General features: G+C 69.0%; 10 protein-coding genes. 5 read left to right on the top strand and 5 right to left on the bottom strand.

Annotated elements, in window-relative coordinates:
- Nucleotides 1–37: 37 nt before the first annotated feature.
- The 3 genes from acnB to QSJ30_RS12000 all read right to left on the bottom strand — a co-directional run bounded on the left by acnB (nt 38) and on the right by QSJ30_RS12000 (nt 7086).
- A complete protein-coding gene (gene acnB, locus QSJ30_RS12010; RefSeq protein ID WP_285609564.1) occupies nt 38–2614 on the bottom strand; it encodes a bifunctional aconitate hydratase 2/2-methylisocitrate dehydratase in 2577 nt (858 codons plus the stop codon).
- A gap of 153 nt (nt 2615–2767) precedes the next feature.
- Entirely contained in the window at nt 2768–4477 is a 1710-nt protein-coding gene (gene ggt, locus QSJ30_RS12005; protein WP_285609562.1) for a gamma-glutamyltransferase, read from the bottom strand.
- A 14-nt stretch (nt 4478–4491) separates the two neighbouring features.
- The gene (locus tag QSJ30_RS12000; protein WP_285609560.1) at nt 4492–7086 is read right to left on the bottom strand and encodes a zinc-dependent metalloprotease; all 2595 of its coding nucleotides are present in this window, start codon (nt 7084–7086) and stop codon (nt 4492–4494) included.
- Nucleotides 7087–7216: 130 nt separating this feature from the next.
- Here QSJ30_RS12000 and QSJ30_RS11995 point away from each other — a divergent pair, with 130 nt between their 5' ends.
- A complete protein-coding gene (locus QSJ30_RS11995) occupies nt 7217–7711 on the top strand; it encodes a DinB family protein (protein ID WP_285609558.1) in 495 nt (164 codons plus the stop codon).
- Entirely contained in the window at nt 7701–8489 is a 789-nt protein-coding gene (locus QSJ30_RS11990) for an arylamine N-acetyltransferase family protein (protein WP_285609556.1), read from the top strand. Before QSJ30_RS11995 ends, QSJ30_RS11990 begins: the two co-directional genes overlap by 11 nt.
- On the opposite strand, the gene QSJ30_RS11985 is transcribed toward QSJ30_RS11990, so the two are convergent.
- A complete protein-coding gene (locus QSJ30_RS11985) occupies nt 8486–9184 on the bottom strand; it encodes a hemerythrin domain-containing protein (protein WP_285610036.1) in 699 nt (232 codons plus the stop codon). The two genes, QSJ30_RS11990 and QSJ30_RS11985, sit on opposite strands and share 4 nt — an antisense overlap.
- A gap of 40 nt (nt 9185–9224) precedes the next feature.
- Here QSJ30_RS11985 and ybaK point away from each other — a divergent pair, with 40 nt between their 5' ends.
- The gene (ybaK, locus tag QSJ30_RS11980) at nt 9225–9704 is read left to right on the top strand and encodes a Cys-tRNA(Pro) deacylase (protein ID WP_285609554.1); all 480 of its coding nucleotides are present in this window, start codon (nt 9225–9227) and stop codon (nt 9702–9704) included.
- A gap of 31 nt (nt 9705–9735) precedes the next feature.
- Entirely contained in the window at nt 9736–10686 is a 951-nt protein-coding gene (locus QSJ30_RS11975; protein WP_420798793.1) for an aldo/keto reductase, read from the top strand.
- 16 nt (nt 10687–10702) lie between these two features.
- On the opposite strand, the gene QSJ30_RS11970 is transcribed toward QSJ30_RS11975, so the two are convergent.
- Complete coding sequence (locus QSJ30_RS11970) at nt 10703–11344, bottom strand: DUF5655 domain-containing protein (protein ID WP_285609550.1); 642 nt, start codon at nt 11342–11344, stop codon at nt 10703–10705.
- A gap of 128 nt (nt 11345–11472) precedes the next feature.
- Between QSJ30_RS11970 and acs the strand changes: the two genes are divergently transcribed.
- Complete coding sequence (gene acs / locus QSJ30_RS11965) at nt 11473–13404, top strand: acetate--CoA ligase (RefSeq protein ID WP_285609548.1); 1932 nt, start codon at nt 11473–11475, stop codon at nt 13402–13404.
- Nucleotide 13405 lies beyond the last annotated feature (1 nt).

The following is a 13405-nucleotide window of genomic DNA, read 5'->3' as shown; positions in this document are numbered from 1 at the left end:
GGCGGTGCCCCCGGGCCATTTTCCGAGTCGGGAAAAGCTAGACCTGGATGGTGTCCGCCACCTCGCGGAAATCGGCGATCTGGTCGAAGTTCATGTAGCGGTAGATGTCCTTCGCCTTGGCGTCCACCACGCCGATCTGGGCCTGGTACTCCGCCACCGTGGGGATCTTCCCGAGCAGGGCGCAGATGGCGGCCAGCTCGGCGGAGCCGAGGTACACCCGCGTGTCGAGGCCCAGGCGGTTCGGGAAGTTGCGGGTGGAGGTGGACATGGCCGTGCTGCCCTTGCGGACCTGGGCCTGGTTGCCCATGCACAGGGAGCAGCCGGGCATCTCCATGCGGGCGCCGGTGCGGCCGAGGATGCCGTAGTAGCCCTCCTGGGTGAGGATGTAGGCGTCCATCTTGGTGGGCGGGGCGATCCAGAGCCGCGTGGAGAGGTCGGTCTTGCCGTCCAGCAGCTTCCCGGCGGCGCGGAAGTGGCCGATGTTGGTCATGCAGGAGCCGATGAACACCTCGTCGATGGTGTCCCCGGCCACGGTGGACAGCAGCTTCACGTCGTCCGGATCGTTGGGACAGGCCACGATGGGTTCCTTCACGTCCGCGAGGTTGATCTCGATGACGGCGGCGTATTCCGCGTCCGCATCGGGGGCCATCAACTCGGGCTTGGCGATCCAGGCCTGCATCGCCTTGATGCGGTTCTCCAGGGTTTCGCGGTGCTCGTAGCCGTTGGCGATCATCCACTTCATGAGCGTGATGTTCGAGGTCATGTACTCGATGATCGGTTCCTGGTCCAGGCGCACAGTGCAGCCCGCGGCGGAGCGCTCGGCGGAGGCGTCGGACAGCTCGAAGGCCTGTTCCACCTTGAGCTTGGGCAGGCCCTCGATCTCGAGGATGCGGCCGCTGAAGATGTTCTTCTTGCCCTTCTTCTCCACGGTGAGCAGCCCCTGCTGGATGGCGTAGTAGGGGATGGCGTTGACGAGATCGCGCAGGGTGACGCCGGGCTGCAGCTCACCCTTGAAGCGCACCAGCACGGATTCCGGCATGTCCAGGGGCATGACGCCCGTGGCGGCCGCGAAGGCCACCAGGCCCGAGCCCGCGGGGAAGGAGATGCCGATGGGGAAGCGGGTGTGGGAGTCGCCGCCGGTGCCCACGGTATCGGGCAGCAGCAGGCGGTTCAGCCAGGAGTGGATGACGCCGTCGCCGGGCTTCAGCGACACGCCGCCGCGGTTGGTGATGAAGGGCGGCAGCTCGCGGTGGGTCTTCACGTCCACGGGCTTGGGGTAGGGCGCGGTGTGGCAGAAGGACTGCATCACCATGTCGGCGGAGAACTGGAGGCAGGCCAGATCCTTCAGCTCGTCGCGGGTCATGGGGCCCGTGGTGTCCTGGGAGCCCACGGTGGTCATCCGGGGCTCGCAGTAGGTCCCGGGGCGGATGCCGGCCACGCCGCAGGCCTTGCCGACCATCTTCTGGGCCAGGGAGAAGCCCTTGCCGGTGTCCTTGGGGATCGCGGGCAGGCGGAAGGCGGTGGAGGCGGGCAGGCCCAGGGCCGCGCGGGCCTTGGCCGTGAGGCCCCGGCCCACGATGAGGGGAATGCGGCCCCCGGCGCGGACTTCATCGAAGATGACGTCCGACTTCACCTTGAATTCGGCGATGACCTTCCCGTTCTTCAGGGCCTTGCCCTCGTAGGGGCGCAGCTCGATGACGTCGCCCATGTCCATGCTGTTGACGTCCAGTTCGATGGGCAGGGCGCCGGCATCCTCCATGGTGTTGTAGAAGATGGGGGCGATCTTGGAGCCGAGGCAGACGCCGCCGAAGCGCTTGTTGGGCACGAAGGGGATGTCTTCGCCGGTGAACCACAGCACGGAGTTGGTGGCGGACTTGCGGGAGGAGCCCGTGCCCACCACGTCACCCACGTAGGCGATGAGGTTGCCCTTGGCCTGGAGGGCCTCCAGCTGCTTGAGGGGGCCCACCTTGCCCGGATCATCCGGGTTGATGCCCGGGCGGGCGTTCTTCAGCATGGCCAGGGCGTGGAGCGGGATGTCGGGCCGGCTCCACGCGTCGGGGGCGGGGGAGAGGTCATCGGTGTTGGTCTCGCCGGTCACCTTGAACACGGTCAGGGTGAGGCTCTGGGGCACTTCGGGGCGGCTGGTGAACCACTCGGCCTCGGCCCAGCTCTTCAGCACGGCCTTCGCATTCGCATTGCCCTGGTCGGCCTTGGCCTTCACGTCCGCGAAGGCGTCGAAGACCAGCAGGGTCTTCTTGAGGCCCTCGGCGGCGAGGCCGCCCACGGTGGCGTCGTCCAGCAGGTCGATGAGGGGCTTCACGTTGAAGCCGCCCAGCATGGTGCCCAGCAGCTCGGTGGCCTTCTCACGGGAGACCAGGGCCACCTTCTCTTTGCCGCTGGCCACGGCCGCCAGGAAGGCCGCCTTCACGCGCGCGGCGTCATCCACGCCGGCGGGGACGCGGTGGGTCAGCAGGTCGAGGAGGAAGGCCTCTTCGCCCGCGGGGGGCTGGGCCAGCAGGCGGGTGAGCTCGTCGGTCTGGGCCTCGGTGAGCGGCAGGGGCGGAATTCCGAGGGCGGCACGCTCGGCAACATGTTGGCGATAGGCTTGCAGCACGGTCAACTCCCCTGAGAACGCCGCTGGGCGCGAACGATATGACTTTGGCGGGGCACCATCCCCCGCAGAGGGCAGGCATAGACTCCCGCCGCGTCCATTCTACATGGGCGATTCGGAAGGGTCGCCCACCGGCGCCGTCTTCGGGGCTAATTCCTAGTAGCCTGCCGCCTGGCCGTCCTTCCGCGACTCGCTGGCCCCGAAGTAGACCTTCTGCCTGGGATCCCAGCGGATGGCCTGGTAGCCACCGTAGCCGCCGAACATCCAGCCCACGCCATGGCCGCGGTTCATCAGCTCGCGGACGGTCTCGTAGGGGAAGCCACTCTCCAGTTGAATGGTACCCGGTAGCTTCCCCTTCTCGCCCGTGGGCTCGGGGGAGCCGTCGTGGCTCATGCGGGGGGCGTCCCCGGCCTCCTGGGCATTCATGCCGAAGTCGATGAGGTCCATGACGATCTGGACGTGGCCGATGGGCTGGAACTCGCCGCCCATGACGCCGTAGCTGAGGAAGGGCTGGCCGTCCCTGGTGATGAAGCCCGGGATGATGGTGTGGAAGGGGCGCTTGCCGGGGGCGTAGGTGTTGGCGTTGCCTTCTTCGAGGTTGAACAGTTCGCCGCGATCCTGGAGGCAGAAGCCCAGGTCGCCGGGCGTCATGCCGCTGCCCATGCCGCGGTAGTTGCTCTGGATGAGGCTCACCATGTTGCCCTCGCCGTCGGCGGTGGTCAGGTAGACGGTGTCGCCTTCCTTCAGGGGCGGGTGGCCCGCCTCCAGGCGGCGCGAGGCGCGATCGCCGATGAGGGCCCGGCGCTGGGCGGCGTAGTCCTTCGAGAGCAGCCAGGACAACGGCACCTTCATGAAGGCGGCGTCAGCGTAGAACTTGGCCCGATCCTCGAAGGCCAGCTTCTTGGCCTCCGTGAACAGGTGCACGTGCTGCGGGCTGCCGAAGGGGATCTTCGAGAAGTCGTAGCCCTCGAGGATGTTCAGCATCTGGAGCGCCGCGATGCCCTGGCCGTTGGGGGGCAGCTCCCACACGTCGTAGCCGCGGTAGTTGACGCTGACGGGTTCCACCCAGTCCGAGTGGTGGGCCGCCAGGTCCTCGTAGCTGAGGAAGCCGCCGTTGGCCTTCATGTAGGCGTCGATCTTCCGGGCGATCTCGCCCTTGTAGAAGGCATCGCGGCCGTCCCTGGCCAGGAGCTCCAGCGTCTTCGCCAGGCGCGGGTTGCGGAAGACTTCGCCGCTCACGGGGCCCCGCTTGCCGTCCACTGTGAAGGTCTCCAGGAAGCCCGGGTACTTGCCCAGCACCGGCACGCTCCGCCCCCAGTAGTAGGCGATGAGCTCGCTGACGGGAAAGCCCTCCTTGGCGTAGCGGATGGCCGGGGCCAGCACCTGGGCCATGGGCAGCTTGCCGAACTTCCTGTGCAGCTCGAACCAGCCGTCCACGCAGCCCGGCACGCTCACAGGGAGCGGCCCCTGGGGCGGGATGTGCTTGAGGCCCAGTTTCTTGAAGTGATCGAGGGTGAGCGACTTCGGCGAGCGGCCGCTGCCGTTGAGGCCGTGGAGCTTCTTCGTCTTCGCGTCCCACACGATGGCGTAGAGGTCGCCGCCCATGCCGCTGCCCGTGGGCTCCATCAAGCCCAGGGCCGCGTCCGCGGCGATGGCCGCGTCCACGGCGGAGCCACCCTGCTTAAGCACATCCAGGGCGATCTGGGTCACCAGGGCCTGGCTGGTGCAGGCCATGCCGTGCTGGGCCGCCACCTCGGAGCGGGTGGCGAAGGCCCGGCCCGTGACCCGATCTCCGCCACGCAGAGGAGACAGGATCATCAGGCCGACAGCGAAGGGAGCCAGGGAGCGGAGCGGCGTGGGGCGCATGGAATCTCCTTCTTTCAATCCTGAAGGTCTTCCAGGCCGGGCCAGCAGGTCTCGCTGACGCGGCGGGTGGTGATCGTGACACCGGTGGACGCGGAGGGCGCCGCGAACTTGGGATCGAGGATCCGGGCGATCTGGTCCTTCAGGTCATCCAGGTGGGCTCGGAGGGACTTGTCGCCGCCGGGCCGGGCCACCAGGGTCTGGAGGGCCTTCAGCTCGGCGCGGACCACGCCGCGGGTGTCGTCGCTGGTGTTCACGGGCAGCTGGGACATGCCGAGCCCGCCCATGGCCAGGCTGGGGGCCGGGGCCTGGTTCAGCAGGTTGCCCAGGAGCTCCAGGTAGGCGCGCTGGAGGTTCCGCCGGGCGGGGGCGACCTTGGCCCCGGGGGCCTGCAGCTCCGTGAAGACGCCCCCGCGCAGGTCGGTCAGCAGTTGGGCGGTGGTGTAGGCCTTGTCCCCCAGCAGGGCCTCCTGCTCTTCCAGGCGGGTGAGGCGGGCGCGGTCCAGCAGGGCGGTCAGCACGCCGCGCTGTGCGGCCAGCAGCCGGACCTGCCCTGCGTCAGGCTCCAGCTTGGCCAGCAGGGCGGGGTCCATCAGCCAGGTGGGCGTCTTGAAGACGGCCCCGTTGAGGTACTTCACGGCCTCGGCCTGGCGGGCCCGCGGCACGGGCGTGAACCGGCCGCCGTCCTGCCCGGCATGCTTGTTCTCGGTGTCGAAGCCGCCCACGAGTACGGCCACGTGGCCAAGCTCCCGTCGCCACTGGCCCCAGATGGCCTCGTAGAGGTGGGCGAAGTCCTTGAAGTCCTCACCGGGCTTCAGGGCCGCCTTCGGCAGGAACCCCATGATCCTCTGGAGGTTCTTCGTGCCGAGTGTCGTGGCCCTCACGGCGTCCGCATCGCCCACGGCCTCGGTCTGCTCGCCCGGGTCCACGCCCGCGCCGCCGGCGGTGGAGAAGCGCAACCAGGGCTCTGTCTCCTGGACCTTCAGCCACTCGTTGAGGGTGGCCTTCTCGTCATCGGCGGTCTTTGCCGCGGGAATCGGCGTGTAGCCCCACTTCACCGCGAACTTGTCGTAGGGACCGAGCTTCGGGATGAGGTCCGCGGGATCGAAGCCATCCTCGGGCTGGGCCACGTAGTTGAAGCGGCTGTAGTCCATGAGGGTGGACACATGGCCCATCTGCCTGACCCAGGCCTTGTCGCGGATCTTCTCGAAGGGGTACTGGGAGCTGGCTTTGAAGTTGTGGGGGAAGCCCAGGGAGTGGCCCACCTCGTGGGTCACCACGTAGGCCAGCAGCTCGCCCATGAGGTCATCGGGCAGGGGCAGGGTCTGGGCCCGCTTGTCCAGGGGCGCCACCTGGGTGAAGTACCAGTCGCGCTGGAGCTGGAGGATGTTGTGGTAGATGACGATGTCGGCTTCCAGGATCTCACCGGTGCGCGGGTCGCTGATGTGCGGCCCGTAGGCGTTGGCGACCGGGGAGGGCACCCAGCGGATCACGGAGTAGCGGGCATCCCCGGCGTCGAAGTCCGGATCCTCCTCCTTGGTGGGCGCCAGCTTCGCGACGATGGCCCCCTTGAAGCCCGCGCCCTCGAAAGCGGGCTGCCAGGCCTCCACGCCCTTCTTCACGAAGGGCACCCACTGGGCCGGCGTGGCACGGTCGATGTAGAACGTGATGGGCTTGACGGGCTCGCTCACGGCGGCGGCGGGATCCTTCTTCTCCAGGCGCCAGCGAGTGATGTAGGTGCGGCGGGCGGCCTCATGCTCGGGCCGTCCGTAGTCCGTGTTCCGCACGCTGAAGAAGCCCAGGCGCTCGTCGGAGACCCGGGGCAGCATGGGCTTCTCGGGCAGCTCGACGAAGGAGTAGAACATCGCCACGGTGCCGCTGGTGCCGGGACGCAGCGTGGGCGTGCCGAAGGGCGAGGGCGCGGGAAGGGCTGCGGCGCCCGCGGGGCTGAAGGGCACGCTGTAGGTCTGCAGGGCCTCGATGTTGAGGTTGGCCGGGAAGGCCTTCACCTTGTCCACGAAGCTGCGGGAGGGGTCGAACAGCTGGGCGCCCAGCAACTGGCGGGCGCTGTACTCGGGGATCTCCGTGGTGAACAGGCGGCTCGCCTCGATGACGGGGGAACCATCCCTGGCGAAGGCTTCCACAGGGAAGCTCATGAGGATGGTGGCGCTGGTGGAAGCCTCCACGGCCTTGGCGATGGGCTTGGACGGATCGGCCACCACCGAATGGGAGACCTGCTGCAGCAGCACCCGGTGCTCCTTCAGCACCCAGCGCACGGTGTCCGAATCCAGCACCCTCCCCGCATGGTCGATGTTGGCCGGGGTGCGGTTGGCGGACACCACCAGCAGCAGCTCCCGGTCCAGTCGCGCCTTGGGGATCTCGAAGTAGAGCTTGCCCTTCAGCTGATGCACCTTGATCAGGCCGTCCTGGGACTTCGCCTCGGCCGTGATCACCTTGTCGTAGGGCTTGGGCTCGGCCGCATCTGGCGCGGCCACGGGCCGCGGCGCGGAAGTGCCGCCGTTGGCGGGCGGGGCCTGGATCGTGGGGCGCTGGGCGTGGAGCAGGCTGGCCGCGAGGGCCAAGGCGAGGCTGGTCAGGCATCGGGAGGACATGGGGACTCCGAAGGGGGGATCTGGCCCATGATAGACAGCCTTGCATCGCAATTCGAGGCTTATGATCGAGCCGCCCGCTGCACCATTCCTGAGGGGCCAGGAAGAATGGGACACTGGCCCCGAGGTGCCCATGTCCTTCGATGCCGCCATCCGGGAGGCCCACCTCCTCCGCTACCGCCAGGGCCCCGACCTGCTGCGCCGGGCCTGGGAGGACGTTCCCGCGGAGGCCCGCGCCTGGCGCCCCGGCGAGGGCCGGTGGAGCGCCCATGAGGTGGTGATCCACTGCGCGGATTCGGAGACCTATGCGGCCACCCGCATCCGCCTGCTGCTGGCCGATCCCGAGCCGCTTATCGTGGGCTACGACGAGAACGAGTGGGCCCGGCGCTTCGACTACCACGCCTCGGATCCGGACCTGGCCCTGGAGCTGATCGTGGCCCTGCGCGCCCACACGGTGGCCACGCTCTCCCGGCTTCCGGAGCCGGCCTGGGGGCGCCTGGGGCGCCACACCCACAGCGGCCCCTACGGCACGGACGACTGGCTGCGCAGCTACGCCGCCCACCTGGAGATCCACGCAGCCCAGATCCGCCGGAACCGGGAAGCCTGGATGGGCCTGCATGTCCGCTGACCTGGACCTGGCCGCGTACCTGCGGCGCATCGGCTTCGCGGGCGCGCTGGAACCGGGCCTGGAGACCCTCCGCGCCCTCCACTTCGCCCATGCCACGACGATCCCCTTCGAGAACCTGGACATCCAGCTGGGCCTGCCCATCCGGCTGGACCTGGCCTCGCTCCAGGACAAGCTGGTGCGGCGGCGGCGCGGGGGCTATTGCTTTGAGCAGAACACCCTGTTCCTGGCCGTGCTGAGGGCGGCCGGCTTCGAGGCCATCCCCTGCGAGGCCCGGGTCCGGCTCGGGGCGCCGGAGGTCCTGCCCCGCACCCACATGCTGCTGATCGCGCGGCTGGCAGGCGGCTCCTGGCTGTGCGACGTGGGCTTCGGCGGCGAGGGGCTGCTCCATCCAGTCCCGCTGGACGGCCAGGCCCACGCCCAGTTCCAGAACCTCTACCGGGTCAGCGGGGAAGGCGGCCTGTGCGTGCTGCAATCCCGCCGCGAGGAGGGCTGGGAGGACCTCTACGCCTTCCAGCCTGAAGCGCGCTTCCCTGTCGATTTCGAGATGGCCAACCACTACACGAGCACCCATCCGGAGTCGCGGTTCATCCGGACGCTCACGGCCCAGCTGCCCGGCCCCGAGGTGCGCCGCATCCTGCGGAACCGCGCCTACGCCGAACTCCGCGGGGCCGAGGTGGCCGGCCGCGAGCTGGCGCCGGAGGAGGTGATCCCGATCCTGCGCGACGTCTTCGGTCTCGAGGTGCCCGCAGGGGCGCGGTTCCGCGCCTTCGAGGGCTAGCCCTCTTCGTAGCGCCTGGGGAGGGCGGCCAGCTCCCGGGACAGGTCCCCCACCAGCCGTCGCCGCTGCGCGTCGGGAAACTGGTCGGCCAGGGGATAGACGCTTTCCTCCTCGAGGGCGTTGTGGGGGCCCAGGCGGCTGCTGACCGCCACCAGGGCGGCTTGCGCCGCCGCCCAGTCCACCTCGGGACCCTTCAAGGTGTTCACGGCCGTGGCCAGGGTGGCCATGAAGACATCGTGGTCCTCCCTGAGGGTCTGGAGGGTGGCCTTCAGCTCGGGCCGGGTCTCGGCCAGCGCGGGGAAGAGCACGGTGTGCTCGGCGCGGATGTGGACGGCCAGGCGCATCCAGAGGCGGTCCACGGCCCGATGGGCCTCGGCCTGGCGCCGGGCTGCCACCGCCGCCCGGGCTTCCCGGAAGAGGAGGTCGATCTCGGCGTGATCCGCCGCCAGGCGGCCCGCGGAGGGACCGGGCGATTCCTTCCCCCCGTCCTGCTTCGCCTCGATGACGTGCTCGGTCTTGCCCGATTCGAAGATCTTCTGCAGCTCCAGGAAGGTGGTTCCCAGGACGGACCCCCGAGCCCTCCGCCTCCGCCAATAGATCCACCCGCGGCTCTCCATCCACAGCCCCAGCCGGTCCAGCAGCCCCAGGGCCACGAAGGCGAGGGCGATCGCAAGGAGGGGGTCGGGTGGCGACATGGACACGGGGCCTCCTGCCGAGTCGTGGAATCATGGTGCCATGGCCAAGTCCCCGTCAACGAATGCCACCCGGCTGTTGAGGCAGGCGGGCGTGCCCTACACCGAACACCCCTACCGCTACGAGGAGCACGGCGGCACGGCCGTGAGCGCCCGGGAGCTGGGCGTGGATGAGCACGCCGTCATCAAGACCCTGGTGATGGAGGACGAGAAGGGCGCGCCCCTGATCATCCTCATGCACGGGGACCGCGAGGTGAGCACCAAGGAGCTGGCGCGCCAGATCGGCGCGAAGGCCGTGCAGCCCTGCAAGCCCGAGGTGGCCAACCGCCACAGCGGCTACCTGGTGGGGGGCACCAGCCCCCTGGGCACCCGGAAGGCCATGCCCGTGCATGCCGAGGCCAGCCTCTTCGACCTGGGCCGCATCTACCTCAACGGCGGCAGCCGCGGCTTCCTCGTGGGGTTGGATCCGAAGGACCTGGACCGGGTGCTGAAGATCCAGCGCGTGAACGTGGCGATTCCCTGATTCCGACCGACTGAAGGAGGAGGCTCCCATGATCCCCAAGCGCCCGCTGGGCGGCACCGGCCTCGCGATCTCGCCACTGGTCTTCGGTGGCAACGTATTCGGCTGGACCATCGACAAGCAGACCTCGTTCGATATCCTCGACCGCTTCACTGGGGCCGGCTTCGAGACGGTGGACACGGCCGATGTGTACTCGACCTGGAAGCCCGGCAACGTGGGCGGCGAGTCGGAGACCATCCTCGGCGAGTGGATGCATGCCCGCGGTTGCCGCGACCGGATCACCCTGATCACCAAGGTCGGCATGCCGATGACGCCGGACGGGAAGGGCCTGTCCGCGGCCTGGATCGAGCGTGCGGTGGAGGACTCGCTGCGGCGCCTGCAGACCGATCGCATCGATGTCTACCTGTCCCACAAGTACGACCCCGACGCCTCGAACGAGGAGACCCTCGGCGCCTACCAGAAGCTGATCGCCGCCGGGAAGGTGCGGGCCATCGGGGCTTCGAACTTCGACGCGGGCCAGCTGCGCGCGGCCCTGGATGCGGCCGGAGCCAAGGGCCTCCCGCGCTACGAGGTGCTGCAGCCCGAGTACAACCTGTACGACCGCAAAAGCTACGATGGCGCTCTGCGCGACCTGGCCATGGCCGAGGGCCTCGGCGTCATTACCTACTTCAGCCTGGCCAAGGGCTTCCTCAGCGGCAAGTACCGCAGCGAGGCCGACCTGAGGCAGAGCCCGCGCGGCGGCGGGGTCAAGGGCTACCTCAACGAACGCGGCTTCCGCATCCTCCGGGCGCTCGACGACGTAGCCGCCCGGCACGGGGCGAAGCCCGCCGAGGTCGCCCTGGCCTGGCTGATGGCCCGGCCCGGCGTCACCGCGCCCATCGCCAGCGCGACTTCGCTGAATCAGCTCGGAAGCCTGCTCCGGGCGGCCTCCCTGACCCTGGCCGCCGAGGACATGGCCGCCCTGGAAGACGCCAGCCGGAACTGAGGGCCGCCCCTTCTCTTCAGGCCTTCAAGTCCCGCCCGTAGGCCCGCCGGAGCCAGGCCAGGGCGAGGTCCAGGTCCGCCACGCCGGTGAGTTCGAGCTTGTGGGTGATCCGGTCCTTCTTCCGGAAGCCGCCGGTGTCCTTCAGGCGGCCGGAGAGGTCCGCGACGGCGGCGGGATCGCCCAGGGCCAAGCCCAGGTCGAGCCGCGAGGCGAAGGGCTTCACCTCGGCGAAGACATGGTTCCGGTAGAAGGGGACGATGGTCTCGCAGGGACAGATCTTCACCTCGGGACCCAGGCTCCGGGCCAGCTCGACGATGCGTTCGAAGAGGGGGTGCAGGGCGGCCTTCTTCCCGCCGTACTGCGCCTCCACATAGCCGGGCGCCGCCGCCAGGTAGCCTGCCGGCGTGTCGTCGAAGGCATGGCCGGGCCCGGCCGCGGCCCGCTGGGCCACGAGCCCGGCCTGGCTGGCACCCAGCCCCTGGGCCTTCAGCCAGACCACGCGCGCCTTGCCGTCAGAGGGGCCTTCCGCTCTCGCCAGAGCCACCCATGCTTCCAGCGTGCGACCGGTCCGGGCCTCGAGGTTGGCCAGGATGCTCTGGACATAGGCGACGCTGGGGTGGAGGTCGTAGGAACTGGAGGGGCTGAGGGGCTTGGACATGGGCTGCTCCCGGGAAAGTGTAGCTGTGACCCCCGTCATCCTTTCCCGGCCGCGGGCGGTGGTCCCGTGCTACCTTCCCTCCCAACCCATCCAACCCGATCCACCTCACCCCGTTCTCGGAGTCTTCCATGAGCGACGTGGAAATCAGCATTACCCAGCAGAAGACCATCGAGGCGCTGCAGAAGGGGGAGGCCCCCATTCCCATGCGCGGGTGGCTGGCCAAGCAGGCGGCCATCAACTACGAGGTAGAGCGTTCCCTGGCCGAGGATGACCCTGCCGCCTTCTGGGGTGACAAGGCCAGGGCCCTGGACTGGGCGGAGCCCTGGACCAAGGTCTTCGAGTTCAACGCCACCGACCATGCCTGGTTCGTGGGCGGCAAACTGAACGCCACCGTGAACTGCATCGACCGCCACGTGCACAGCGACCGCCGCAACAAGGCCGCCCTGCTGTGGGTGGGTGAGGACGGCGACGAGCGCTCCTACACCTACAACCGGCTCTACCGCGAGATGAACCGCTTCGCCAACACCCTCAAGCGCCTGGGGGTGAAGAAGGGCGACCGCGTCATCCTCTACATGCCGCTCACGCCAGAGGGCATCATCTCGATGCTGGCCTGCGCCCGCATCGGCGCCATCCACAGCGTGGTCTACGCGGGCATGGGCCAGGCCGCGCTGCGCACCCGCATCGAGGACGCCGGGGCCAAGGTGGTGGTGTGTTCCGACTTCACCTACCGGCGCGGGAAGGCCATCCCCCTGAAGCCCATCGTGGACGAGGCCGTGCGCGACCTGGCCTCCGTGGACCATGTCATCGTCCACCGGCGGGGCTCCCGCCCTGGCGACGCGCCAGTGACCTTCGCCAGCGAGCGCGAGAAGGACTTCTACGACATCCAGCAGGGCCGGGAGATCCACTGCGAGCCGGAGATGGTGGATGCCGAGCACCCGCTGTTCATCCTCTACACCAGCGGAACGACCGGAAAGCCGAAGGGCGTGGTGCACGCCACGGGCGGCTACCTGGTGGGCGTGAACTACCTGAGCAAGGCCTTCTACCAGATCCAGGAGCGGGACATCTACTGGAGCACCTCCGACATCGGCTGGATCGTGGGGCACAGCTTCATCGTCTACGGCCCCCTCAGCATCGGCGCCACGGTGCTCTGCCGCGAGGGCGCGCCGGACTACCCGAGCCCGGAGGTCACCTGGGAGATCTGCGAGCGCTTCGGCGTGAACGTGATGTTCACGGCCCCCACCGCCGTCCGCATGTGGATGAGCCACGGCGCTGAGGCCCCGGGCAAGTTCGACCTCAGCAAGCTGCGCCTCATGGCCTGCGCGGGCGAGCCCCTGAACCCCGAGGCCCACCGCTGGGCCCAGCAGCACCTGGTGGGCCAGGGCAACGGCCAGGTGGTGGACAACTGGTGGCAGACCGAGATCGCCGGACCGGTGATCGGCACGCTGCCCACCTTCGAGGTCCGGCCCGGCAAGGCCGGCAAGGCCATGCCCGGGGCCCGGCTGGCCGTGGTGAACCACGATGGCTCGCCGGTTCCCGACGGCCAGGGCGGCCTGCTCGTCATCAAGTTCCCGCTGCCCTACATGCTGCGGACCGTGTGGAACGACCACAAGCGCTACGAGGACTACTGGAAGGAGATCCCGGGCTACTACACGGTGGGCGACGTGGCCGTGAAGGACGCCGATGGCTACTTCGCCGTGCTGGGGCGCTCGGACGACGTGCTGAATGTGGCGGGCCACCGTATCGGGACCTCCGATGTGGAGGGCTCGCTCATCCGCCACCCGGCCGTGGCCGAAAGCGCCGTGGTGGGTCTGCCGGATCCCATCAAGGGCGAGCGCATCATGGCCTTCGTGGTGGTCAAGGCCGGCATCTCCACGGGCCCGGGGCTCATCGCCAGCCTCAAGGACCATGTCCGAGAGGACCTGGGCGGCATCGCGATGCCCAGCGAGATCGAGATCCGGCCCAGCCTCCCCAAGACCCGCTCCGGCAAGATCGTCCGCCGCGCCCTCAAGGCCCAGGCCCTCGGGCAGGATCCGGGAGACTTGAGCACCTTGGCCGATTAGC

This window comes from Geothrix edaphica, assembly GCF_030268045.1.
Classification (GTDB): Bacteria; Acidobacteriota; Holophagae; order Holophagales; family Holophagaceae; genus Geothrix; species Geothrix edaphica.
The sequence above is the reverse complement of the archived record's forward strand: the minus strand, read 5'-3'. Positions and strand labels throughout refer to the sequence as shown.

Excerpts from the sequence above, each read along its gene's own strand:
- ggt (WP_285609562.1), bottom strand. The coding sequence starts at position 4,477 with ATGCGCCCCACGCCGCTCCGCTCCCTGGCTCCCTTCGCTGTCGGCCTG.
- QSJ30_RS12000 (WP_285609560.1), bottom strand. The coding sequence starts at position 7,086 with ATGTCCTCCCGATGCCTGACCAGCCTCGCCTTGGCCCTCGCGGCCAGC.
- QSJ30_RS11995 (WP_285609558.1), top strand. The coding sequence starts at position 7,217 with ATGTCCTTCGATGCCGCCATCCGGGAGGCCCACCTCCTCCGCTACCGC.
- QSJ30_RS11990 (WP_285609556.1), top strand. The coding sequence starts at position 7,701 with ATGTCCGCTGACCTGGACCTGGCCGCGTACCTGCGGCGCATCGGCTTC.
- QSJ30_RS11985 (WP_285610036.1), bottom strand. The coding sequence starts at position 9,184 with ATGTCGCCACCCGACCCCCTCCTTGCGATCGCCCTCGCCTTCGTGGCC.
- ybaK (WP_285609554.1), top strand. The coding sequence starts at position 9,225 with ATGGCCAAGTCCCCGTCAACGAATGCCACCCGGCTGTTGAGGCAGGCG.
- QSJ30_RS11970 (WP_285609550.1), bottom strand. The coding sequence starts at position 11,344 with ATGTCCAAGCCCCTCAGCCCCTCCAGTTCCTACGACCTCCACCCCAGC.
- acs (WP_285609548.1), top strand. The coding sequence starts at position 11,473 with ATGAGCGACGTGGAAATCAGCATTACCCAGCAGAAGACCATCGAGGCG.